The 23,885-nt window shown below is 56.7% G+C and carries 23 protein-coding genes and 1 other annotated feature; of the genes, 16 read left to right on the forward strand and 7 right to left on the reverse strand.

The features are described 5' to 3' along the window. Positions 1-102 precede the first annotated feature (102 nt). Positions 103-822: a purine-nucleoside phosphorylase gene (deoD, locus tag IM284_RS12560; protein WP_003856538.1), complete on the forward strand. Its 720-nt coding sequence runs from the start codon at positions 103-105 to the stop codon at positions 820-822. An 85-nt stretch (positions 823-907) separates the two neighbouring features. Here the strand turns inward: deoD and lplA are convergent, their stop codons facing one another. Further along, positions 908-1,924, reverse strand: coding sequence for a lipoate--protein ligase LplA (lplA, locus tag IM284_RS12565; protein ID WP_047367292.1), 1,017 nt, complete (start codon positions 1,922-1,924; stop codon positions 908-910). A 39-nt stretch (positions 1,925-1,963) separates the two neighbouring features. Beyond that, entirely contained in the window at positions 1,964-2,608 is a 645-nt protein-coding gene (locus IM284_RS12570) for a YtjB family periplasmic protein (RefSeq protein WP_047367293.1), read from the reverse strand. A 117-nt stretch (positions 2,609-2,725) separates the two neighbouring features. On the opposite strand from IM284_RS12570, the gene serB reads away from it, so the two are divergent. Genes serB through nadR form a run of 3 tightly spaced genes read left to right on the forward strand, consistent with a single transcriptional unit; the run spans position 2,726 to position 6,359 of the window. Beyond that, positions 2,726-3,694: a phosphoserine phosphatase gene (gene serB / locus IM284_RS12575; RefSeq protein ID WP_028015444.1), complete on the forward strand. Its 969-nt coding sequence runs from the start codon at positions 2,726-2,728 to the stop codon at positions 3,692-3,694. 11 nt (positions 3,695-3,705) lie between these two features. Then, positions 3,706-5,091 (forward strand): DNA repair protein RadA, encoded by a 1,386-nt coding sequence (radA, locus tag IM284_RS12580; RefSeq protein WP_003856523.1) that lies wholly within the window; start codon positions 3,706-3,708, stop codon positions 5,089-5,091. Positions 5,092-5,126: 35 nt separating this feature from the next. Then, complete coding sequence (gene nadR, locus IM284_RS12585) at positions 5,127-6,359, forward strand: multifunctional transcriptional regulator/nicotinamide-nucleotide adenylyltransferase/ribosylnicotinamide kinase NadR (RefSeq protein ID WP_003856522.1); 1,233 nt, start codon at positions 5,127-5,129, stop codon at positions 6,357-6,359. Positions 6,360-6,399: 40 nt separating this feature from the next. Here the strand turns inward: nadR and IM284_RS12590 are convergent, their stop codons facing one another. Further along, positions 6,400-7,401 (reverse strand): zinc-binding alcohol dehydrogenase family protein, encoded by a 1,002-nt coding sequence (locus tag IM284_RS12590; protein WP_047367294.1) that lies wholly within the window; start codon positions 7,399-7,401, stop codon positions 6,400-6,402. Between the two features lie 108 nt (positions 7,402-7,509). Between IM284_RS12590 and IM284_RS12595 the strand changes: the two genes are divergently transcribed. Further along, positions 7,510-8,409, forward strand: coding sequence for a LysR family transcriptional regulator (locus tag IM284_RS12595; protein ID WP_047367295.1), 900 nt, complete (start codon positions 7,510-7,512; stop codon positions 8,407-8,409). Positions 8,410-8,472: 63 nt separating this feature from the next. Here the strand turns inward: IM284_RS12595 and ettA are convergent, their stop codons facing one another. Then, on the reverse strand, positions 8,473-10,140 hold the full coding sequence (ettA, locus tag IM284_RS12600; protein ID WP_003856515.1) for an energy-dependent translational throttle protein EttA: 1,668 nt from the start codon (positions 10,138-10,140) through the stop codon (positions 8,473-8,475). A gap of 227 nt (positions 10,141-10,367) precedes the next feature. Between ettA and sltY the strand changes: the two genes are divergently transcribed. Further along, entirely contained in the window at positions 10,368-12,305 is a 1,938-nt protein-coding gene (gene sltY, locus IM284_RS12605; protein ID WP_047367296.1) for a murein transglycosylase, read from the forward strand. A gap of 55 nt (positions 12,306-12,360) precedes the next feature. Next, positions 12,361-12,690, forward strand: a complete 330-nt coding sequence (trpR, locus tag IM284_RS12610; protein ID WP_024907404.1) for a trp operon repressor — start codon at positions 12,361-12,363, stop codon at positions 12,688-12,690. Here the strand turns inward: trpR and yjjX are convergent. Next, the gene (gene yjjX, locus IM284_RS12615; RefSeq protein ID WP_045259419.1) at positions 12,681-13,196 is read right to left on the reverse strand and encodes an inosine/xanthosine triphosphatase; all 516 of its coding nucleotides are present in this window, start codon (positions 13,194-13,196) and stop codon (positions 12,681-12,683) included. The two genes, trpR and yjjX, sit on opposite strands and share 10 nt — an antisense overlap. 49 nt (positions 13,197-13,245) lie before the next feature. On the opposite strand from yjjX, the gene gpmB reads away from it, so the two are divergent. Then, a complete protein-coding gene (gpmB, locus tag IM284_RS12620) occupies positions 13,246-13,893 on the forward strand; it encodes a 2,3-diphosphoglycerate-dependent phosphoglycerate mutase GpmB (RefSeq protein WP_008502057.1) in 648 nt (215 codons plus the stop codon). Here gpmB and robA read toward each other — a convergent pair. Next, positions 13,890-14,759: an MDR efflux pump AcrAB transcriptional activator RobA gene (gene robA, locus IM284_RS12625; RefSeq protein ID WP_028015450.1), complete on the reverse strand. Its 870-nt coding sequence runs from the start codon at positions 14,757-14,759 to the stop codon at positions 13,890-13,892. The two genes, gpmB and robA, sit on opposite strands and share 4 nt — an antisense overlap. A 211-nt stretch (positions 14,760-14,970) precedes the next feature. Here robA and creA point away from each other — a divergent pair, with 211 nt between their 5' ends. From creA to creD, 4 genes are read left to right on the forward strand one after another with little or no spacing between them, the layout of a single operon-like run. Further along, positions 14,971-15,441: a protein CreA gene (creA, locus tag IM284_RS12630; protein ID WP_014882476.1), complete on the forward strand. Its 471-nt coding sequence runs from the start codon at positions 14,971-14,973 to the stop codon at positions 15,439-15,441. 14 nt (positions 15,442-15,455) lie between these two features. Further along, entirely contained in the window at positions 15,456-16,145 is a 690-nt protein-coding gene (gene creB / locus IM284_RS12635) for a two-component system response regulator CreB (RefSeq protein ID WP_047367297.1), read from the forward strand. After that, complete coding sequence (gene creC / locus IM284_RS12640) at positions 16,145-17,569, forward strand: two-component system sensor histidine kinase CreC (protein ID WP_047367298.1); 1,425 nt, start codon at positions 16,145-16,147, stop codon at positions 17,567-17,569. Before creB ends, creC begins: the two co-directional genes overlap by 1 nt. A 56-nt stretch (positions 17,570-17,625) precedes the next feature. Further along, positions 17,626-18,978, forward strand: a complete 1,353-nt coding sequence (gene creD / locus IM284_RS12645) for a cell envelope integrity protein CreD (RefSeq protein WP_047367299.1) — start codon at positions 17,626-17,628, stop codon at positions 18,976-18,978. A 45-nt stretch (positions 18,979-19,023) separates the two neighbouring features. On the opposite strand, the gene arcA is transcribed toward creD, so the two are convergent. Next, positions 19,024-19,740 (reverse strand): two-component system response regulator ArcA, encoded by a 717-nt coding sequence (gene arcA, locus IM284_RS12650; protein ID WP_003856501.1) that lies wholly within the window; start codon positions 19,738-19,740, stop codon positions 19,024-19,026. A gap of 95 nt (positions 19,741-19,835) precedes the next feature. Between arcA and yjjY the strand changes: the two genes are divergently transcribed. The 4 genes from yjjY (at position 19,836) to thrA (ending at position 23,885) form a co-directional block, all read left to right on the forward strand. Beyond that, on the forward strand, positions 19,836-19,976 hold the full coding sequence (gene yjjY, locus IM284_RS12655; protein ID WP_085928893.1) for a protein YjjY: 141 nt from the start codon (positions 19,836-19,838) through the stop codon (positions 19,974-19,976). A 399-nt stretch (positions 19,977-20,375) separates the two neighbouring features. Next, entirely contained in the window at positions 20,376-21,062 is a 687-nt protein-coding gene (locus IM284_RS12660) for a tRNA/rRNA methyltransferase (RefSeq protein WP_045259421.1), read from the forward strand. A 211-nt stretch (positions 21,063-21,273) separates the two neighbouring features. Then, positions 21,274-21,342, forward strand: a complete 69-nt coding sequence (thrL, locus tag IM284_RS12665) for a thr operon leader peptide (protein ID WP_015572623.1) — start codon at positions 21,274-21,276, stop codon at positions 21,340-21,342. Then, positions 21,281-21,398: a sequence feature (Thr leader region), on the forward strand. Its footprint overlaps the gene before it by 62 nt. 24 nt (positions 21,399-21,422) lie before the next feature. Then, positions 21,423-23,885 carry a bifunctional aspartate kinase/homoserine dehydrogenase I gene (gene thrA, locus IM284_RS12670; protein ID WP_047367300.1) on the forward strand — a complete coding sequence of 821 codons (2,463 nt, stop codon included), beginning with the start codon at positions 21,423-21,425 and terminating at the stop codon, positions 23,883-23,885.

Here is a 23,885-nt window from a genome sequence, read left to right on the forward strand (position 1 = left end):
CCTCACCCCGGCCCTCTCCCACAGGGAGAGGGAGAACAGAATGTAGGCCGGGTAAAGCGTAGCCGCCACCCGGCAAAAACAACAATGTAAAAGGAACTGAAGATGGCAACTCCTCACATTAATGCAGAAATGGGTGATTTCGCTGACGTCGTATTGATGCCGGGCGACCCGCTGCGCGCGAAGCACATTGCAGAAACCTTCCTCGAAGACGTGCGTGAAGTGAACAACGTTCGCGGCATGCTGGGCTTCACCGGTACCTATAAAGGCCGCAAAATCTCCGTTATGGGCCACGGCATGGGTATCCCGTCCTGCTCCATCTACACCAAAGAGCTGATCACCGATTTCGGCGTGAAGAAAATCATCCGCGTAGGCTCCTGCGGTGCGGTGCGTATGGACGTTAAGCTGCGTGACGTGGTGATCGGCATGGGCGCATGTACCGACTCTAAAGTTAACCGCATCCGCTTTAAGGATCATGACTTTGCGGCAATCGCTGACTTTGACATGGTGCGTAACGCGGTTGACGCGGCAAAAGCGCTGGGCGTTGACGCGCGCGTGGGCAACCTGTTCTCTGCCGATCTGTTCTACTCGCCAGAAGGCGACATGTTCGATGTGATGGAAAAATACGGCATCCTGGGCGTGGAAATGGAAGCGGCGGGTATCTACGGCGTGGCGGCTGAGTTTGGTGCGAAAGCGCTGACCATCTGCACCGTGTCTGACCACATCCGTACCCACGAGCAGACCACCGCTGCCGAGCGTCAGACCACCTTCAACGACATGATCAAAATCGCGCTGGAATCCGTTCTGCTGGGCGATAAAGAGTAAGAGCTGTTGTGCCGGGTGGCGGCTTCGCCTGACCCGGCCTACGGTTTTCCAGGCCCGCTAAGCGCAGCGCCAGCGGGCTTTTTTACTAGCGTACTGCCTGCGCAATCCATGCCGATAAGTCCCGCAACTCTTGTTCCTGCTCCGGGAAATCCCCCATTAACGCGTCGCACTCCTGCTGCAGCATATCCGCCCGATACAAACAGCCCTGCAAGCGGGCCGCCAGCGCTTCCAGCGGTGCCGGGTTGAGGCTGTCCGTAAACACCTGCGTACGGGTAATGTGGCCTTTCTCCACGTCAAAGTGCAGCTCCACGCCGCCCCAGGTAAAACGTTCGTCCAGCAGGTGTGAAAACGCCGGGGCCTGGCCGAAGTTCCATTCCCAGCTGCTCTGGCGTGCAAAGGTTTCGGCGAAGTTGGGCAGATCCGGGGTCTTATCCGGCGAAATCACTTCCGCATCCACGCGCTCGCCGTAATGTTCAAAGAACGCTTCACGAATCGCGTCGCAAATCTGCTCGTGCGTAATCCCCGCCAGCAGCTCCACCAGATTCGCCACGCGTCCGCGCACGGAGGTGATGCCCTTAGCCTGAAGCTTTTTCTTGTCAGGATTCAGGTAGTTTGCCAGACGGCTCAGGTCGGCGTTCAGCAGCAGGGTGCCGTGGTGGAATCCGCGATCCAGCGTTTCGCGATAGGCGGAGCCGGAGACCTTGCGGTCGCCCTCGGGCGTTTTGACCACGAGATCGTTTCGCCCCGAAGCTTCAGCCGTCACGCCGAGCGCATTGAGCGCGTTGAGGACGATGGACGTTGAGATGGTTTTGTCGTACTCCGGTTTTCCCGCCATAAAGGTAAAGCAGGTATTGCCCAGATCGTGAAATACCGCGCCGCCGCCGCTGCTCCGGCGCGCCAGGCGGACGTTGTCCTCTTCCATACGCCGGGTGTTGCACTCTTTCCACGGGTTTTGCGCGCGGCCGATGACCACCGTATCGGCGTTACGCCAGAGAAACAGGACGCGCTGGGTGGCGGGCATCTGGCGGAAGATGCACTCTTCAACCGCGAGATTAAACCAGGGATCGTGAGAGTCAGAGATAAGCAGGCGTAACGTCGTCATGGCAGAGTTCCTTTTCCATATCTTTCGCCTACTTTATCACTATTCCTTCTTCTCGCTCTCTTCGTCTTCGGGAACCGACCTGCTGGCGGTCAGCAGGAACGGCGACTGCTGCCAGCGGGTACGCTTGCCCTGAAGCAACGTGCGCGCCAGCACGACGCCAATCGCCAGCGAGAGTAACAGCATCAGGCGCAGAATATTGGTGGTGTTATCCACCTGCTTAGCTTCTGTTGGCAGGGTGTGGGTATCCAGCGTCAGGCGCAGATACCCCAGCGGGCCATTTTTACCCTGAACGGGTTCGACAATCTGCTGGTTGAAATAGCCTCCGGCTTTTTTGCCGTCCAGCGCCAGCCTGTCGCGCACGTCGACCTGCTCACCGGCGCGGGCAATCAGGTCGCCTTTTTCATCGTACACGCCCGCATCCAGAATGCGGCTGTTTTCCGTGAGCTGACGCAAGACCTGGCCTATCCGCTTATCGTCCGGCGTTTCATTGCGCATCAGGGGCGCAACGTTGAGCGTCACCTGACGCGCCAGGGTACGGGCCAGCTCTTCAAACTGCGGGTTGCGCTGCCGCTGATGATTCTGGCTAAACCACGATGCCCCTTGCATCAATGCGACTAACAGTGCGAGACAGATCAGGACAATCACGGCGCGATGAAGCCGGAATTTCAGTTTTGCGCGAGCCATATTCCACCTGCTGAAAATTTAGGGCTTAATGTTGCCAGAAGTGATGGTTACAGGGTAGCCTCATGCGTTATTTTCCCTCTGGAACCTTCCGGCGCGAACAAAATTACAGGAGCTTTAATGCCGAACATTACCTGGTGTGACCTGCCAACGGATGTCTCTTTATGGCCAGGATTGCCGCTCTCGTTAAGTGGCGATGAGGTGATGCCTCTGGATTACCACGCTGGCCGTAGCGGCTGGCTCCTCTATGGACGCGGTCTGGATAAGCAACGCCTGACCCAGTATCAAACCAAACTGGGCGCGGCGATGGTCATTGTTGCCGCCTGGTGCGTGGAAGATTACCAGGTCATTCGCCTCGCGGGTTCCCTGACGCAGCGCGCCACGCGTCTGGCGCATGACGCCGGGCTGGACGTAGCGCCTCTCGGCAAAATTCCGCACCTGAAAACGCCGGGTCTGCTGGTGATGGACATGGACTCCACCGCTATTCAGATCGAATGTATTGACGAGATTGCTAAACTGGCAGGCAGCGGCGAGCTGGTGGCGGAAGTCACCGAGCGTGCGATGCGCGGCGAGCTGGACTTCACCGCCAGCCTGCGCCAGCGCGTGGCGACCCTGAAAGGGGCCGATGCTAACATCCTGCGCCAGGTGCGCGACGTGCTGCCGCTGATGCCGGGGCTGACGCAGCTGGTGCTGAAGCTCCAGTCCCTCGGCTGGAAAGTGGCGATCGCCTCCGGTGGCTTTACCTTCTTTGCGGATTATCTACGTGAGAAACTGCATCTGACCACGGTGGTCGCTAACGAGCTGGAAATCATGGACGGCAAGCTGACCGGCCAGGTGATCGGCGATATTGTGGATGCCCAGTACAAAGCCAATACCCTGACGCGCCTGGCGGAAAAGTATGAGATTCCGGTCGAGCAGACCGTCGGCATTGGCGACGGCGCGAACGATCTGCCAATGATCAAAGTGGCTGGCCTTGGCATTGCCTACCATGCCAAACCAAAAGTGAATGAAAAGACGGAAGTCACTATCCGTCACGCTGACCTGATGGGAGTGTTCTGCATTCTCTCCGGCAGCCTTAATCAGAAATAACGAGGTAAACCGTGGCGAAAGCTCCAAAACGCGCATTTGTCTGTAATGAATGTGGTGCGGATTATCCGCGCTGGCAGGGGCAATGCAGCGCCTGTCATGCCTGGAACACCATCACCGAAGTGCGTGGTGTGGCGGCTTCGCCGAGCGTGGCCCGCAATGAGCGCCTGAGCGGCTATGCGGGCAATGCAGGCGTGTCGAAGGTGCAAAAGCTTTCTGATATCAGCCTGGAAGCGCTGCCGCGCTTTTCCACCGGCTTCAAAGAGTTTGACCGCGTGCTCGGCGGCGGCGTGGTGCCGGGCAGCGCGATTCTGATCGGCGGTAACCCGGGGGCGGGGAAATCGACCCTGCTGCTGCAAACGCTCTGCAAGCTCGCCGAACAGATGAAAACCCTGTACGTGACGGGTGAAGAATCCCTCCAGCAGGTGGCGATGCGTGCTCACCGTCTCGGCCTGCCGACCGGTAACCTGAACATGCTGTCGGAAACCAGCATCGAGCAGATCTGCATGATCGCCGAAGAAGAGCAGCCGAAGCTGATGGTGATCGACTCCATCCAGGTAATGCACATGGCGGACATTCAGTCCTCGCCGGGCAGCGTGGCGCAGGTGCGTGAGACCGCCGCTTACCTGACGCGCTTTGCCAAAACGCGCGGCGTGGCGATTGTGATGGTCGGCCACGTTACCAAAGATGGCTCTCTGGCGGGTCCGAAGGTGCTCGAACACTGTATCGACTGCTCGGTGATGCTCGACGGCGACGCGGATTCCCGCTTCCGCACCCTGCGCAGCCACAAAAACCGCTTTGGCGCGGTTAACGAACTGGGCGTGTTTGCTATGACCGAGCAGGGGCTGCGCGAGGTCAGCAACCCGTCGGCCATCTTCCTGAGCCGCGGCGATGAGATCACCTCCGGCAGTTCGGTAATGGTGCTGTGGGAAGGGACGCGCCCGCTGTTGGTTGAAATTCAGGCGCTGGTGGATCACTCGATGATGGGTAACCCGCGACGCGTGGCGGTCGGTCTGGAGCAGAACCGCCTGGCGATCCTGCTGGCGGTGCTGCACCGTCACGGCGGCCTGCAAATGGCGGATCAGGATGTGTTCGTCAACGTGGTTGGCGGGGTGAAAGTCACTGAGACCAGCGCGGACCTGGCGCTGCTGCTGGCGATGGTCTCCAGCCTGCGCGACAGACCGCTGCCGCAGGATCTGGTCGTCTTCGGTGAAGTGGGTCTGGCCGGGGAAATCCGTCCGGTGCCCAGCGGCCAGGAGCGTATCTCCGAAGCGGCAAAACACGGCTTCCGTCGGGCGATCGTTCCCGCCGCCAACGTGCCGAAAAAAATCCCGGAAGGGATGCAGGTCTTTGGCGTTAAGAAACTCGCAGATGCGTTAAATGTCTTTGACGACTTATAATTACGTATTCGATTTTGCAGGAGGCACCGTAATTTATGTCATCATTTGACTACATCAAGACCGCGATCCGCCAGAAGGGCTGCACGCTGCAGCAGGTGGCGGACGCCAGCGGCATGACCAAAGGCTACCTGAGCCAGTTGCTGAACGCCAAAATCAAAAGCCCCAGCGCGCAGAAGCTTGAAGCGCTGCACCGCTTTCTGGGGCTGGAGTTCCCGCGAATGCAAAAGAACATCGGCGTGGTGTTCGGCAAGTTTTATCCGCTGCATACCGGGCATATCTATCTGATCCAGCGCGCCTGTAGCCAGGTGGACGAGCTGCACATCATCATGGGCTATGACGAAACGCGCGATCGCCAGCTCTTTGAAGACAGCGCCATGTCGCAGCAGCCCACCGTACCGGACCGCCTGCGCTGGCTGCTTCAGACCTTTAAGTACCAGAAAAACATTCGCATTCATGCCTTTAACGAAGAGGGCATGGAGCCGTACCCGCACGGCTGGGACGTGTGGAGCAACGGCATCAAAGCGTTTATGGAAGAGAAGGGCATTGCACCTAACTGGATCTACACCTCTGAAGAGTCCGACGCGCCGCAGTTCCGCGAGCATCTGGGCATCGAGACGGTGCTGATCGACCCGAAACGCACCTTTATGAACATCAGCGGGGCGCAGATCCGCGAGAACCCGTTCCGCTACTGGGATTATATTCCGACCGAAGTGAAGCCGTTCTTCGTGCGTACGGTGGCTATTCTGGGCGGCGAGTCGAGCGGTAAATCAACGCTGGTCAACAAGCTGGCGAACATCTTCAACACCACCAGCGCGTGGGAGTATGGACGCGATTACGTCTTCTCTCACCTCGGCGGCGACGAGATGGCACTGCAGTATTCCGACTACGATAAAATCGCGCTCGGGCACGCCCAGTACATTGATTTCGCGGTGAAATACGCTAACAAAGTGGCGTTTATTGATACCGATTTCGTCACCACGCAGGCGTTCTGTAAAAAGTACGAGGGGCGCGAGCACCCGTTCGTGCAGGCGCTGATTGACGAATACCGCTTTGACCTGGTGATCCTGCTGGAAAACAACACCCCGTGGGTGGCCGACGGCATGCGCAGCCTCGGCAGCTCGGTGGACAGGCGCGAGTTCCAGACCATGCTGGTGGAGATGCTTAACGAGAACAACGTTGAGTTTGTGCATGTGGAAGAGTCGGATTATGACACCCGCTTCCTGCGCTGCGTCGAGCTGGTGAAGGAGATGATGGGGGAGCAGGGGTAATAACTTCCCCCTCGCCCTTTTGGGGTGAGGGGGGAATACCTCAGAACTCAACCACCACCTTCCCGCGCATATGCCCCTCCAGCACCTTACGGTGCGCTTCGGTAATGCTTTCTACGCTCAGCCCGTGCAGCGTTTCGCTGAGCGAGCTTTCCACCACGCCGTTATCCACCAGCTTCGCCACCTCATTTAAGATCTCACCCTGACGCGCCATATCAGCCGTCTGGTACATGCTGCGGGTGTACATAAACTCCCAGTGCAGGGCGGCGGATTTGGACTTCAGCTTGTCCTGGTTCAGCGGATGTTCATTCTCAACGATGGAACAAATATGCCCCTGCGGCGCAATCAGTTCGCTGACCGCATCCCAATGCCCGTCGGTGTCGTTGAGGATGAAAATATAATCCACGAAGGTAAGCCCCTGCTTCGCCAGCTCGCCTTTTAGATCGCGGTAGTTGACCACTACGTCAGCACCGCGATCGCGGCACCATTGGGCGGAATCTTCTCGTGAAGCGGTTGCGATAATCTTCACCTTGCTGTTGTGCTTCGCAAACGGGATCGCCAGCGATCCCACGCCGCCCGCGCCGCCGATGATCAGCAGGGTTTTGTCCGCTTCGGCATCTTGAATGTTCAGCCGTTCAAACAGACCTTCCCACGCGGTGAGTGCAGTTAAGGGTAGCGCAGCGGCTGCCGCCCAGCCGAGGCTGGCAGGCTTGTGGCCGACAATGCGCGCATCTATCAGCTGATGAGTGGTATTGCTGCCCGGGCGGGTGATGTCGCCCGCGTACCACACCTCATCCCCTGGTTTGAAGCCGGTGACGCCAGCTCCAGCGGCTTTGACGACCCCGCTGGCATCCCACCCCAGAATTCGCGGCTCGTTCAGCCCATTTTTGGCGATGCCTGCATGCACTTTGGTATCAACCGGGTTAATCGATACGGCTTTCACCTCTACCAGCAGATCGTGTTCGCCAGGCGTCGGCATCGGCGGGGTGATTTCAATGAAGGTGGACGGATTTTCTGGGTTAACGGCAATGGCTTTCACTGACATGGTGTGCTCCTCAATGGAATGCGTTTTGTTGAGGCTAGTCTATTAAGTGGCCAGCCGCATGATAAGATGGACAATCATGAACTCAGCGTTCGTACAGGGTGAACAATCATGTTTAAACAGCTGCAGGATATGGCGCTGTTTGCGCTGGTGGCGGAAATGGGCAGTTTTACCGCGGCGGCGCAGAAAGCCGAACTGCCGAAATCCAGCGTCAGCCAGCGGATCAGCCAGCTGGAGCAGCAGGTGGGGATCCGTCTGCTAAACCGCACCACACGCAGGATCAGCCTGACCTTTGCGGGCGAGCACTATCTGGTGCACTGTCGCGAGATGCTGGCGGCCAGCGAGCGGGCGGAGTATGCCATTCAGCGCCTGCGTGAAAACCCCAGCGGCCGGCTGCGTATTACCTGCCCGGCGGGGATTGGCGCGACCCTGCTGGCGCATATGAATGCCGAGTTCCAGCTTCGCTATCCTGACGTGTCGCTCGATGTATCGATCTCTGACGACGTGGTGGACCTGGTCGAGTCCGGTTTTGACGTGGCGCTGCGCACCGGCAAGCCGCAGGACTCCTCTCTGATAGGCAGAATGATCGGGCACTGCCCGCGCTACATGCTGGCCTCGCCGGATTATCTGGCACGCCGGGAGCCGTTAATCCATCCCCGACAGCTGGTGGAGCACCGCTGTATTACGCACCGGGCGTGGTCGGAATGGCTGCTGCGAAGCGAGGGTGAGGATTACCGCTACCTGCCGGACAACGGCCACATGACCGATAATCTGGTGTACGCCCGCGAATGCGCGATTGCCGGGGCGGGGATCACGCTGTTACCCGCATTTCTGCTGGAAGATAAGATCGAAAAGGGGGCGTTGGTTCAGGTGCTGCCGGAATGGCGCGTTGAAGGTAACGATCTCTGGCTGGCCTATCCGAGCCGGAAGCTGAATTCGCCCGCGCTGATGAGCTATATCGAGTTTGCGATGCAGTTTGATGAGGTGAAGCGGTATTACGTGGGTGGGTGATGTTGTGCGGCCTGATGCCCTCACCCTGAATAAAAAACGGCAACCGAGGTTGCCGTTTTGCTTTTATTTCGCAATACGCTTGTACTTAATACGCTTCGGCTCCAGCGCGTCTGCGCCCAGCGTGCGTTTTTTGTACTCTTCGTATTCGGTGAAGTTACCTTCGAAGAACTCCACTTTACCTTCGTCCTGGTAGTCCAGGATGTGGGTCGCGATACGGTCCAGGAACCAGCGGTCGTGCGAGATAACCATGGCGCAGCCCGGGAACTCCAGCAGGGCGTTTTCCAGTGCGCGCAGGGTTTCGATATCCAGGTCGTTGGTCGGTTCATCGAGCAACAGAACGTTACCGCCCACCTGCAGCAGCTTCGCCAGGTGCAGACGACCACGCTCACCGCCGGACAGCTCGCCCACGCGTTTGCCCTGGTCGGTGCCCTTAAAGTTAAAGCGGCCAACGTAGGCGCGGCTTGGCATCTCGGTGTTGCCGATACGCATGATATCCAGACCGCCGGAGACTTCTTCCCACACGGTTTTGCTGTTATCCATCGCGTCACGGAACTGGTCTACGGAGGCCAGCTTCACGGTTTCACCCAGGGTGATTGAGCCGCTGTCTGGCTGTTCCTGACCGGACATCATACGGAACAGGGTCGATTTACCCGCGCCGTTCGGACCGATGATGCCAACGATAGCGCCTTTCGGTACGGAGAAGGTCAGATCGTCGATCAGCACGCGGTCACCGTAGGACTTACGCAGGTTGGTTACTTCAACCACTTTATCCCCCAGACGTGCTCCAGGTGGAATAAACAGTTCGTTGGTTTCGTTACGTTTCTGGTATTCGGTGTTGTTCAGTTCTTCAAAGCGTGCCAGACGGGCTTTGCCCTTAGACTGACGGCCTTTCGCGCCCTGACGAACCCACTCCAGCTCTTTCTCGATAGACTTGCGACGGGCCGCTTCCTGAGACGCTTCCTGCGCCAGACGCTGATCTTTCTGCTCCAGCCAGGAGGAGTAGTTGCCTTCCCACGGAATACCTTCACCGCGGTCCAGCTCCAGGATCCAGCCGGCGACGTTGTCGAGGAAGTAACGGTCGTGGGTAATTGCCACCACGGTGCCTTCAAAGTCGTGCAGGAAGCGCTCCAGCCACGCCACGGATTCCGCATCCAGGTGGTTGGTCGGTTCGTCGAGCAGCAGCATGTCTGGTTTTTCCAGCAGCAGGCGGCACAGCGCCACGCGGCGGCGTTCACCACCGGAGAGATTCGCGATTTTCGCATCCCAGTCCGGCAGACGCAGGGCATCCGCCGCGCGCTCCAGCTGCACGTTCAGGTTGTGACCGTCGTGCGCCTGGATGATCTCTTCATATTTGCCCTGCTGAGCGGCCAGTTTGTCGAAGTCCGCATCCGGCTCGGCGTATTTGGCATACACTTCATCCAGACCTTTCAGCGCATTAACCACTTCGGATACCGCTTCTTCAACGGATTCACGTACGGTGTGTTCCGGGTTCAACTGAGGTTCCTGCGGCAGGTAGCCGATCTTGATGCCTGGCTGCGGACGGGCTTCACCTTCGATGTCTGTATCGATGCCGGCCATGATGCGCAGCAGGGTGGACTTACCGGCACCGTTGAGACCCAGCACACCAATTTTTGCGCCCGGGAAGAAGCTCAGCGAGATATTTTTAAGAATATGACGTTTCGGCGGGACAACTTTGCCGACACGATGCATGGTATAAACGAATTGAGCCACGTGGACTTCGCCTCTTTTATCGTAAATGAGAAGGAATTTCAGCCTCGAAGTGTAGCCTTTTTCACGCCCTAATCCCAGCCAGGAACGTCGGGAGTGTTAAAACGCGCAAGAAAGGTAAAAAAGTGTCCATGACGTGGCGCGTTGCTGGATGCCTGGTTAGCATAAGTTGTTGTGACTTTGACGTGGCAAGACGCTGCAATTGACGAAAAAACAATGAGGAAGAGCTTGTGGAAAAAGCCAAACGGGTGGTCTGGCGTCTGCTGGCTGCCAGCGTATGCGTAATGGCGGTAAGCCAGGCGGTGCATGCCGATTCACTGGATGAACAACGTAACCGCTACGCCCAGATTAAACAGGCGTGGGACAACAAGCAGATGGATACCGTGCAGGCGCTGATGCCGACGCTGAAGGATTATCCGCTGTATCCGTATCTGGAGTATCGCCAGATCACGGACGATCTCATGAATCAACCGACCGTCACCGTGAATAATTTCATTCAGGCGAACCCGACCCTGCCGCCTGCCCGAAATCTTCAGTCTCGTTTTGTGAATGAGCTGGCGCGGCGTGAAGACTGGCGCGGCCTGCTGGCGTTTAGCCCTGACAAGCCGAATACCACCGAAGCGCAGTGTAATTACTACTATGCGAAATGGGCGACCGGGCAGCAGGAAGAGGCCTGGGCCGGGGCGAAAGATCTGTGGCTGACCGGCAAAAGCCAGCCGAACGCCTGTGATTCCCTGTTCGGCGCATGGCGCGCTTCCGGCAAGCAGGATCCGCTGGCCTACCTTGAGCGCATCCGCCTGGCGATGAAAGCCGGCAACACGCGTCTGGTGACCGCGCTGGCAGGGCAGATGCCGTCCGATTACCAGACGATCTCCTCGGCGGTTATCGCGCTGGCAAACGATCCGAACAGCGTCCTGACCTTTGCCCGCAGCACGGGCTCGACCGATTTTACCCGCCAGATGGCGGCGGTAGCTTTTGCCAGCGTGGCGCGTGACGATGTCGAAAACGCGCGGCTGATGATCCCGCAGCTGGTGCAGGCGCAGCAGCTGAATGAAGATCAAACCCAGGAGCTGCGCGACATCGTGGCCTGGCGACTGATGGGCACGGACGTGACCGACGAACAGGCGCGCTGGCGTGACGATGCGATCATGCGCTCAAACTCGACCTCGCTTGTCGAGCGCCGCGTGCGCATGGCGCTGGGCACCGGCGACCGCCGTGGCCTCAACACCTGGCTCGCGCGTTTGCCGATGGAAGCCAAAGAGAAGGACGAATGGCGCTACTGGCAGGCCGATCTGCTGATGGAGCGCGGTCGTGAAGACGAAGCCAAAGAGATTCTTCACTCGCTGATGCAGCAGCGCGGGTTCTACCCGATGGCGGCGGCGCAACGGCTGGGCGAGGAGTACACGCTTAAGATCGACAAAGCGCCCGCTAACGCGCACCCCGCTCTGACGCAGGGGCCGGAGATGGCGCGCGTGCGCGAGCTGATGTACTGGAACATGGATAACACCGCGCGCAGCGAGTGGGCGAATCTGGTCACCAGCCGCACCACGGATGAAAAAGCGCAGCTTGCCCGCTATGCGTTTGATAATCGCTGGTGGGATCTGAGCGTGCAGGCGACGATTTCAGGCAAGCTGTGGGACCATCTCGAAGAGCGTTTCCCGCTGGCGTATAAAGATCTGTTTGACCGCTACACCAGCGGCAAAGATATCCCGCAAAGCTACGCCATGGCGATTGCCCGTCAGGAGAGCGCATGGAACCCGAAAGTTCGTTCACCGGTGGGTGCCAGCGGGCTGATGCAAATTATGCCGGGGACGGCGACGCATACGGTGAAGATGTTCAACATTCCAGGTTACAGCAGCCCGTCACAGCTTCTCGATCCGGATACCAACATCAACATCGGCACCAGCTATTTGCAGTATGTCTATCAGCAATTTGGCAATAACCGCATCTTCGCGTCGGCGGCGTATAACGCCGGTCCGGGCCGCGTGCGCACCTGGCTTGGCAACAGTGCAGGACGCATTGACGCAGTGGCGTTCGTGGAGAGCATTCCGTTCTCGGAAACGCGCGGCTACGTTAAGAACGTGCTGGCCTATGACGCCTACTATCGCTACTTCATGGGGCAGAAAGATACCCTGATGAGCGATGCCGAGTGGCAGAGACGTTACTGATCGGCATGGGTTGTGTTATGCTGTACTCGCTAAAGAGTACAAGAGGCAGCATAACATGACCCAGCATTCCCCGTATTCCTCGGCAATGGCCGAACAGCGTCACCAGGAGTGGCTTCGTTTTGTGGAGCTGCTTCGCCAGTCTTACGAGCAGGATTTGCACCTACCCCTCATGCAGCTGATGCTTACGCCGGACGAGCGTGAGGCGCTGGGCACGCGCGTGCGGATTATTGAAGAGCTATTGCGCGGTGAGATGAGCCAGCGCGAGCTGAAAAACGAGCTGGGCGCGGGCATCGCGACGATCACCCGTGGATCGAACAGCCTGAAGTCTGCGCCGGTTGAGCTGCGCCAGTGGCTCGAGTCAGTCTTATTGAGCGATCAACGATAAATGGCGTTATGAAACGGGCTCAGCGCCAGGATCACCGCCTGATGGTAAACCCCTGAACGCGTGAGCTTACCCGCCGTAAAGACGCCAATCGCCCCTTCTTTACGCCCAATCTCATCAATGCCGGTGTACTGTGACATCACCGGCCCGAGCGCTTCACCTGCACGCACTTTTTCCAGAATGATCTCCGGCAGCGGCAGGGTGGCTGAGCGCGCTTCGCCGCGCTGCTCACGGCTTTCAATCACCACCCAGCTAAAGGTTGCGCCTTCGTCGATGCCTGCTTCAATGGCGACCCAGTAGTCAGCCTTCGGGGCCGCGGCTTTTGCATTTGCCACGCGATTTCGTGCGCCAGCGCGCGTTTCCTCGCTGCCAAACGGCTGTTCAGGTACGCCACTCTCGACGCCGATGGCCTCAATATGGCAGGATCCTTCGCCGAAAATCTCTTCAAAAGCCTTTAGAATTGCCTGAATTTTGGCAGGATTGGTGGTAGCAGAGACAACATGGTGCATAATTAAGCTCGATTCAAAAAAACTCATCGCAGTATAACGGAAAAAAAGCATGTTACAGGTATACCTTGTTCGCCACGGTGAAACGCAGTGGAACGCCGAGCGACGTATTCAAGGCCAGTCAGACAGTCCTCTCACCGAGAAGGGTGTGCAGCAAGCGTGGCAGGTGGCGGAACGCGCCAGAACGCTGGGCATTACCCACGTTATTACCAGCGATTTAGGTCGCACACAGCAGACGGCGCGCATCATTGCCGACGCCTGCGGCTGCGATGTGATGCTTGAGCCGCGCCTGCGCGAGCTGGATATGGGCGTGCTGGAAAAGCGCCATATTGATACGCTGACGGAAACGGAAGAGGGCTGGCGCCGCACGCTGGTGAACGGTACCGAAGATGGTCGTATTCCTGAAGGGGAATCCATGCAGGAGCTGAGCGTGCGTATGCATGCCGCGCTGGCGGAATGCCTCAAGCTTCCGGCAGGCAGCCGTCCGCTGCTGGTGAGTCACGGTATCGCGCTCGGCTGCCTGGTGAGCACCATTCTGGGGTTACCGGCTTACGCTGAGCGTCGGTTACGCCTGCGTAACTGCTCCATTTCCCGGATTGATTATCAGGAAAGCGCGTGGCTGGCGTCGGGCTGGGTCGTGGAGATGGCAGGGGACATTTCGCATCTCGATGCCCCTGCGCTTGATGAACTGCAGCGTTAACGACGGACAGGAATCAAGAATTCCATACGCAGATTGATTGGGCCTTCTTCCGGTTTGGCATCCTGCGCCGGGTAGTAGCGCTCGATATCCTGACCTTTACGGCGATTCAGATTCAGCATTGGCATGCAGGTCCCGTAAACGGTCAGGATAAACTCCTGGACGCCCGTACCCAGTCCTTCATACGAGAACATCACGTACTCGCCGCCTTCCAGCACGACCGGCTTCGAACCCTGAATGTAGCCATTCGCCAGCTCCGGCGTCAGCGCGGTGGTGTAAAACACCTCCTGCTCGTCGTCTTTTTCCTGGCTTGGGTGCGTTTCGTTGAGGCCATACAGGATCGGCGGAATGGCCGGCGCATGGCTCAGGAAATCGCGCCAGAACTGGACGCGCATCTGATGGCGGAACTCAGAAATCTGCTCCAGAGAGCACGAGTAGCTCTGGGTTGTACCGATCAGATGGGTTTCCGGCAGAGTGACCATTTCGTATTTCGGCATCGCGAACTCGCCCAGGCGCAGCGGCGGACGCATGCCAAACGAGCTCCAGTCAGGCGAGCGGCGATAGAGCGCTGGCGTCAACGAGAACTGTTTTTTAAAGGCACGGGTGAAGGTCTGCTGCGAATCAAAACGGTACTGCAGGGCAATATCCAGAATTGGCCGCGCGGTCAGGCGCAAAGCCACCGCAGATTTCGATAAACGACGTGCGCGAATATAGGCACCGATAGCATGACCGGTGACATCCTTGAACATCCTTTGCAGATGCCACTTGGAATAGCCCGCTTTAGCCGCCACATTATCCAGTGACAAAGGCTGGTCGAGATGACCTTCCAGCCAGGTGAGCAGGTCGCGAATAATTCCAGCCTGATCCATATACTATCCTCATCCTTAAAACAGCAGGTGCCTGATAACAGGTTAGCGGATAATAGCATTTTTTGATGTTTTAGCATTCAGTGTTTTTTTTGCGCATTAATGCCTTTTCTCTCTCATTTTGGGTGAATATATTCTAATCCTGTGATCTTGCTACATTTTTGACTAACGTGTTGAATAATCGCTCAATGCAATTTTAAAGAATGGTAACAATATGAAATACAAGACTTTGCTTCTTACTGCCCTGTTACTGGTAGCGGGCCGTGCGGCGCAGGCGGAACAGATTGGTTCTGTCGATACCGTGTTCAAAATGTTCGGTCCGGACCACAAAATTGTGGTGGAGGCGTTTGACGATCCGGACGTGAAAAACGTCACCTGCTACGTCAGCCGCGCGAAGACGGGCGGTATTAAAGGCGGCCTGGGGCTGGCGGAAGACACTTCCGATGCGGCGATCTCCTGTCAGCAGGTGGGACCGGTTGAGCTGAGCGATAAAATCAAAAACGGCAAAGCGCAGGGCGACGTGGTGTTCCAGAAACGGACCTCGCTGGTGTTTAAAAAGCTGCAGGTGGTGCGTTTCTATGATGCAAAACGCAACACCCTGGCCTACCTGGCGTATTCCGATAAAGTGGTGGAAGGGTCACCGAAAAACGCCATTAGTGCGGTGCCGATTATGCCGTGGCATTAATTCAGGGATGAACCATGCAACAACCTGTAGTCTGGCTGGTTGAAGACGAAACCAGTATCGCCGATACGCTAATCTACATGCTTCAGCAGGAAGGATTTGCAGTAAAAGCGTTTGAGCGCGGTTTACCGGTGCTGGAGGCGGCGCGCCAGCAGGCTCCGGCGATCGCCATTCTTGACGTCGGGCTGCCGGACATCAGCGGCTTTGAGCTCTGCCGCCAGCTTCTGGCGCAGCATCCGTCACTGCCCGTGCTGTTTCTGACGGCACGCAGTGACGAAGTGGATAAACTTCTCGGCCTGGAAATGGGCGCAGACGACTACGTCGCCAAGCCTTTCTCCCCGCGTGAGGTGTGCGCCCGGGTAAGGACCATTTTACGGCGGATGCAAAAATCCGCCGCCCCAGCGGAGACGGTGCGTATCGGACAGTTTGAGCTGAACGAAGCTGCCGCGCGAATTAGCTGGTGCGGTGAAGCATTACCGCTCACGCGCTATGAGTTTTTGCTGCTTAAAACGTTACTACAGGCTCCGGGACGGGTTTTCTCTCGGCAACAGTTAATGGACAAGGTGTGGGGCGAAGACGGCGACAGTTACGATCGTACCGTGGACACTCACATCAAGACCCTGCGCGCCAAGCTGCGGGCAGTGAATGAGGAACTGTCACCCATCAGCACCCATCGCGGTATGGGCTATAGCCTGGGGCTTTATTAATGCGCATCGGAATGCGTTTGCTGCTGGGGTACTTCCTGATCGTCGCCATCGCCGCATGGTTTGTGCTGTCGATCTTTGTTCAGGAAGTGAAGCCCGGCGTGCGCAGGGCAACCGAGGGCACGTTGATCGATACCGCGACCTTGCTCGCCGAAGTTGGGCGTGAGGATCTTCTTTCGGGCAATGCGCAGCAGGGCAGACTGGCGCAGGCCTTTTTACAGCTCCATCAGCGTCCTTTCCGCGCCAATATCGGTGGCATTCATAAGGTGCGCAACGAGTATCACGTCTACATGACCGATGCGCAGGGCCGCGTCGTGTTTGATTCTGCCGGCCTGGCCGTGGGGCAAGATTACTCTCGCTGGAACGATGTCTGGCTGACGCTTCGCGGCCAATACGGCGCGCGCAGTACCCAGAGCTATCCCGACGATCCGGAGAGCACGGTGATGTATGTTGCCGCACCGGTTGTTGAGCAGGGCAAGATTATCGGCGTGCTGTCGGTGGGAAAACCGAACAGCGCGATGGCACCGGTGATTCACCGCAGCGAGCGACGGATATTGTGGGCAGGCGGGGCGCTGCTTGGCATTGCTTTACTGATCGGTTTTCTCGTCGCCTGGTGGATCAATCGTTCCATCAGTACGTTATCGCGCTATGCCGACTCGGTGACCACTGATACGCCTCTCCCGCTGCCTAATCCAGGCAGTAGCGAACTGCACAAGCTGGCTCAGGCGCTGGAAAATATGCGTATTCGCCTTGAGGGGAAAAACTACATTGAACATTATGTCCATGCGCTGACCCACGAGCTGAAAAGCCCAATAGCCGCCATACGCGGCGCGGCAGAAATTCTCACCGAACACCCGCCGCCGCAGGTGTCCGCGCGGTTTATCGATAATATTCTGGTGCAAAACGCGCGTATGCAGTCGCTGGTTGAAAAACTGCTGACTCAGGCGCGGCTTGAAAATCGGGTCGAGATTACGCCCCAGGCCGTCCGCGTCGACCTGCTGTTTACACGGCTTGCCGACGCGCGTTCGGCGCTATTGGCGGCAAAAGAGATTGCGCTGACCCTCCAGCCCGCTTCGCTTCTTGTTGAAGGCGATCCCGACCTGCTCGAACAGGCGCTTGGTAATTTACTGGACAATGCTATCGATTTTACCCCACAGGGCGGCGCCATTGAACTGGCGGCCCGGGAAGAGCAGGGGCAGATACGGCTGATCGTCACCGACAGCGGAAGCGGGATCCCGGATTATGCGCTGGAACGTATTTTTGAGCGCTTTTATTCCCTGCCGCGCGAGAACGGGTTGAAAAGTAGCGGACTCGGGCTGGCGTTTGTTCAGGAGGTGGCGCGTCTGCACCACGGAGAGATTACATTGCGTAATCGTGATGAAGGTGGCGTGATAGCCACGCTGACACTTCACCGTCCCTTCACATAACTTCAAACTGGCCCCACACAGCCTGGTTACGCTCTCCACATCACAAAGGAGACGTAATGATGAAATCCCCCCTGTTCTGGAAAGTAAGCACCCTGCTGGGGTGCATCCTGCTGTTGTTAGTCCCACTGTTTATGGTGAGTAACCTCATTTCAGAGCGTGAAAGCTACCGCAACGATGTCGAAAATACGCTTCGCCAGAGCACCAGCGGGCCGCAAAAATTGGTCGGCCCGCTGATTGCGATCCCGGTAACCGAGGTTTTTTACAAGTTAGAGGATGAGAAAAAAGTCGAGTACAAGAAAAGCTATATGCATTTTATCCTGCCGGAGTCTCTGCGCGTTGAGGGTAACCAGCGCGTTGAGTCGCGAAATATCGGCATCTATGACGGACAGATCTGGAATACCGACCTCAACATAAAAGCCCGATTCAACACGGAAAAAATGACGCAGCTGAAAGGGGAGTCGATGACCCTGGGGCAGCCGTTTATCGTTGTTGGCGTGGGCGATGCTCGAGGCATTGGCACGGTGAACGTCTCCAGTATCAACGGCGAGACGCTAAGTGTGGAGCCGGGTACAGGCGTGTATGGCGCGCTTCCCGGTATCCATATCCCGCTGACTGACAAGGCGCTGGAATTAAAAACGTTTGCTATGGATATTTCGCTGAATCTGACGGGAACAGGAAGTTTTGCCGTGGTACCTGTAGGACGTAGCAGTGAAATGGCGCTGAACAGCAACTGGCCGCATCCTGGCTTTATGGGTAATTATCTGCCGGTGAAGCATAAAATTGGTGACACCGGGTTTCAGGCGAACTGGCAGAGCAGCTGGTTTGCGAACAATCTTGAGAGCTGGTTCAACGGAAGCGAGTCGCCGTCATGGGAGTCGATCCCCGCCTTCAGCGTTACGGTAGCCACGCCCGCCGATCAGTATCAGCTGACTGACCGGGCGATCAAGTACGCCATTTTGCTGATTGCGCTGACGTTTATGGCCTTCTTTGTTTTCGAGACCTTAACCGGGCTGCGCCTGCATCCGATGCAGTATCTGCTGGTGGGGCTGTCGCTGGTGCTGTTCTATCTGGTGCTATTGGCGCTATCAGAACATGTCGGGTTTACGCCAGCCTGGGTAGTTGCAAGTTTGGTTGGTGCGGCGATGAACGGAATGTACCTGCAGGCCGTGCTGAAAAGCTGGAAGCGCAGCGGACTGTTTGTGCTGGCCTTGCTGGGGCTGGACGTGGTGATGTGGTTCCTGCTGCGCTCGGAGGATAGTGCACTGCTGTTGGGGTCTGCGGTTCTCGCGCTGGCGCTGTTCGCCGTCATGTACCTGACTCGTCATTTCGACTGGTATTCGCTTTCACAGCCGAAGCGACCTGCGCCGCCCGCAGAGCCTGATAACGACACAATGCGGATCTGGAAATAAAAAAAACGGCGCAAATGCGCCGTTTTTCATGCGTTAACTGCGGGATTATTCCTGCAGATCACCGCAGAAACGGTACCCTTCGCCGTGGATGGTGGCGATGATTTCCGGCGTATCAGGCGTCGATTCGAAATGCTTACGAATACGACGGATGGTCACGTCTACGGTACGGTCATGAGGCTTCAGCTCACGACCGGTCATTTTCTTCAGCAGTTCTGCACGGGACTGAATTTTGCCCGGATTTTCGCAGAAGTGCAGCATCGCGCGGAATTCGCTGCGCGGCAGCTTATACTGCTCACCGTTCGGGCTGATCAGCGAACGGCTATTGATATCAAGTTCCCAGCCGTTGAATTTGTAGCTGTCGACGCTACGACGCTCTTCGCTGACCGTGCCCAGGTTCATGGTGCGGGACAGCAGGTTGCGTGCACGAATGGTTAACTCGCGAGGGTTGAACGGTTTGGTGATGTAGTCATCCGCACCGATCTCCAGGCCAAGAATTTTATCAACTTCGTTATCACGGCCCGTCAGGAACATTAACGCGACGTTCGCCTGTTCACGCAGTTCGCGCGCCAGCAGAAGACCGTTTTTGCCCGGCAGGTTGATATCCATGATCACCAGGTTGATATCATTTTCAGAAAGGATCTGATGCATCTCTGCGCCATCGGTCGCTTCAAAGACATCGTAGCCTTCTGCTTCGAAAATGCTCTTTAACGTGTTGCGTGTTACCAACTCGTCTTCAACGATAAGAATGTGCGGGGTCTGCATGTTTGCTACCTAAATTGCCAACTAAATCGAAACAGGAAGTACAAAAGTCCCTGACCTGCCTGATACATGTCGCAAATTAACATGATCGGCTTAACGTGACTAAAGTACGTAATTGCGTTCTTGATGCACTTTCCATCAACGTCAACAACATCATTAGCTTGGTCTTGGGTACTTTCCCTTTGGACCCGACAGTGTCAAAAACGGCTGTCATCCTAACCATTTTAACAGCAACATAACAGGCTAAGTGACACCAGACACCCAATAAAACTACGCTTCGTTGACATATATCAAGTTCAATTGTAGCACGTTAACAGTTTGATGAAATCATCGTAGCCGAATGCTAGCCTTTGTCACAATTTTTCAATAAACCAACTAGTTGCGGAGATTGATTTATAAACAAAGCGAATCCAATCAGAACAGGGTATTCACGTTGCCATTATCATTATAAAACATAGGGATAATAGGCTTCTGTTAACATTCTAACTGATTGTTCAGACACAAAATAGTTTAGCGTCTTTAATTTGTTATGAAACGCTATTTCGGTGATTTGTGTTGCAAATTTGTAAATTCGTGCTGCGTAATATGTTGAAGTGCATCACACTTTTCTCCGCTAACTGATTAAAAAGAGAGCATAAATGCATCTGTCGATTGTACTGGTCGCTCCAGCCAGAGCCGAAAATATAGGCGCTGCGGCGCGTGCCATGAAGACCATGGGTTTTACCGATTTACGTATTGTGGACAGCACTGCGCACCTGGAGCCTGCCGCCCGCTGGGTGGCGCACGGTTCGGGGGATATTCTCGATAATATAACGACTTACGCTACGCTTGCCGACGCGCTGCATGACATTTCATTTACCGTTGCCACCACAGCACGCAGCCGGGCGAAGTTCCACTACTACGCCACGCCTGCTGAACTGGTGCCCATGCTGGAAGAGAAAAGCCAGTGGCTTGAGAAAGCCGCGCTGGTATTTGGTCGTGAAGATTCCGGGCTCACCAACGAAGAGCTTGAGCTGGCGGACGTTCTCACCGGTGCGCCGATGGTAGCCGATTATCCTTCCCTGAATTTAGGCCAGGCGGTAATGGTCTATTGCTATCAATTAGCTTCCCTAATGCAAATCCCTCAACCCCAGACAGAAGCCGCCAATGAAAATCAGCTGGCCGCGCTTCGTGCTCGGGTAGAGCGTCTTTTATCGAGCCTTGGCGTTGCGGACGATCAAAAAATGGCCGACTGGCTACAGCAGCGCCTTGGACGTCTTGAGCAGCGGGACACCGCCATGTTGCACCGTTTGCTACACGATATTGAAAAAAAATTGGCCGAGTAAAATGCTGTCATAAGTTTTTACTATGGCGAAATGGTCTGTCGTGGAGGGTTGCGGCTGGGGGATTCGGATGAAAATAAAACGTCACGCAGCGTGACGTGAACGTCCGTGGAATTGTGATCAAATTAAAAATTCATTGACTTAAGGTGCCCGTTCCTTTAACCCTAAAAGAATACAGCACAGACAGATAATAATGACAGAGTACACAACATCCATGAAACGCATCAGCATCACCACCATTACCACAACCATCATCATTACCACAGGTAACGATGCGGGCTGACGCGTACAGGAAAAACAGAAAAAAGCCCGCACCTGAACAGTGCGGGCTTTTTTTTCGGCTAAAGGAAACGAGGTAGAACCATGCGAGTGTTGAAGTTCGGCGGTACATCAGTGGCAAATGCAGAACGTTTTCTGCGTGTTGCCGATATCCTGGAGAGCAACGCCAGGCAGGGGCAGGTTGCGACCGTGCTCTCTGCCCCGGCAAAAATCACAAACCATCTGGTGGCGATGATTGAAAAGACCATCGGTGGCCAGGATGCACTCCCGAACATCAGCGATGCCGAGCGTATCTTCGCCGAGCTGCTGCAGGGGCTGGCAGAGGCACAGCCTGGTTTCCCGCTCGCGCAGCTGAAGTCTTTCGTTGAGCAGGAGTTTGCTCAGATCAAGCATGTGCTGCATGGCATCAGCCTGCTGGGCCAGTGCCCGGACAGCGTCAACGCGGCGCTGATCTGCCGGGGCGAAAAACTTTCCATCGCCATCATGGCGGGCGTGCTGGAAGCGCGCGGCCACAACGTTACCGTGATCAATCCGGTTGAGAAATTGCTGGCAGCGGGCCACTACCTCGAATCTACCGTTGATATTGCCGAATCAACCCGCCGTATTGCCGCGAGCAAAATCCCCTCTGACCACATGATCCTGATGGCGGGCTTTACCGCCGGGAACGAGAAGGGCGAGCTGGTAGTGCTGGGCCGTAACGGATCCGACTACTCCGCCGCCGTGCTGGCCGCCTGTTTACGCGCTGACTGCTGTGAGATCTGGACTGACGTCGACGGCGTCTATACCTGCGATCCACGCCAGGTGCCGGACGCCAGGCTGCTGAAGTCGATGTCCTACCAGGAAGCGATGGAGCTTTCCTACTTCGGCGCCAAAGTGCTTCACCCGCGTACCATCTCCCCCATTGCCCAGTTCCAGATCCCATGCCTGATTAAAAACACCGGTAACCCACAGGCGCCAGGCACGCTGATTGGTGCCAGCAGCGATGAAGATGGTCTGCCGGTGAAAGGCATTTCCAACCTGAATAATATGGCAATGTTCAGCGTCTCCGGTCCGGGGATGAAGGGGATGGTCGGCATGGCGGCGCGCGTTTTTGCGGCCATGTCACGCAACGGTATCTCGGTGGTGCTGATCACCCAGTCCTCTTCCGAATACAGCATCAGCTTCTGCGTGCCTCAGGTCGACTGTCTGCGCGCCCGCCGCGCGCTGGAAGAAGAGTTCTATCTGGAGCTGAAAGAGGAACTGCTGGAGCCGCTCTCCATTCAGGAGCGCCTGGCGGTGATTTCCGTGGTTGGCGACGGTATGCGCACGCTGCGCGGTATCTCCGCCAAATTCTTTGCCGCGCTGGCGCGGGCCAATATCAACATCGTGGCGATTGCTCAGGGCTCGTCCGAGCGTTCAATCTCCGTGGTGGTGGATAACGATGACGCCACTACCGGCGTGCGCGTGGTTCACCAGATGCTGTTCAACACCGATCAGGTTATCGAGCTATTCCTGATTGGCGTGGGCGGCGTCGGCGGTGCGCTGCTGGAGCAGGTGAAGCGCCAGCAGGAGTGGCTTAAGAAAAAGCACATCGATCTGCGCGTCTGCGGAATTGCGAACTCGAAAGCGCTGCTTACTAACGTTCACGGTCTGAACCTGGAGAACTGGCAGGCGGAGCTGGAAGAGGCGAAAGAGCCGTTCAACCTGGGGCGCCTGATCCGTCTGGTGAAAGAGTATCACCTGCTTAACCCGGTTATCGTTGACTGTACCTCGAACCAGGCGGTGGCCGACCAGTACGCCGACTTCCTGCGCGAAGGCTTCCACGTGGTGACGCCGAACAAAAAGGCCAACACCTCGTCGATGGATTACTATCACCAGCTGCGCCTGGCGGCGAGCAAGTCGCGCCGCAAGTTCCTGTACGACACCAACGTCGGCGCCGGCCTGCCGGTCATCGAGAACCTGCAAAACCTGCTGAACGCGGGCGACGAATTGCAGCGTTTCTCCGGCATCCTCTCCGGCTCCCTGTCGTTTATCTTCGGCAAGCTGGATGAAGGGATGAGCCTGTCGGAAGCCACCCGTGCCGCGCGCGAGCTGGGATACACCGAGCCAGATCCGCGCGACGATCTCTCCGGGATGGACGTGGCGCGCAAGCTGCTGATCCTGGTGCGCGAAACGGGCCGCGAGCTGGAGCTTTCGGATATCGTGATTGAACCGGTGCTGCCAACCGAGTTTGACACCAGCGGCGATGTCAGCACCTTTATGGCGAATTTACCTCAGCTTGACGATGCCTTTGCCGCACGCGTTGCGAAAGCCCGTGATGAAGGTAAGGTATTGCGCTATGTTGGCAACATTGAAGAGGACGGCGTATGCCGGGTGAAGATTGCCGAAGTGGATGGTAACGACCCGCTTTATAAAGTCAAAAACGGCGAAAACGCCCTCGCGTTTTACAGCCACTATTATCAGCCATTGCCGCTGGTGCTTCGCGGCTATGGCGCAGGGAATGATGTGACGGCGGCGGGCGTGTTTGCCGACCTGCTGCGTACCCTGTCATGGAAGTTAGGAGTTTAA

The organism is Enterobacter cloacae complex sp. P12RS, from assembly GCF_014895875.1.
GTDB lineage: Bacteria > Pseudomonadota > Gammaproteobacteria > Enterobacterales > Enterobacteriaceae > Enterobacter > Enterobacter bugandensis.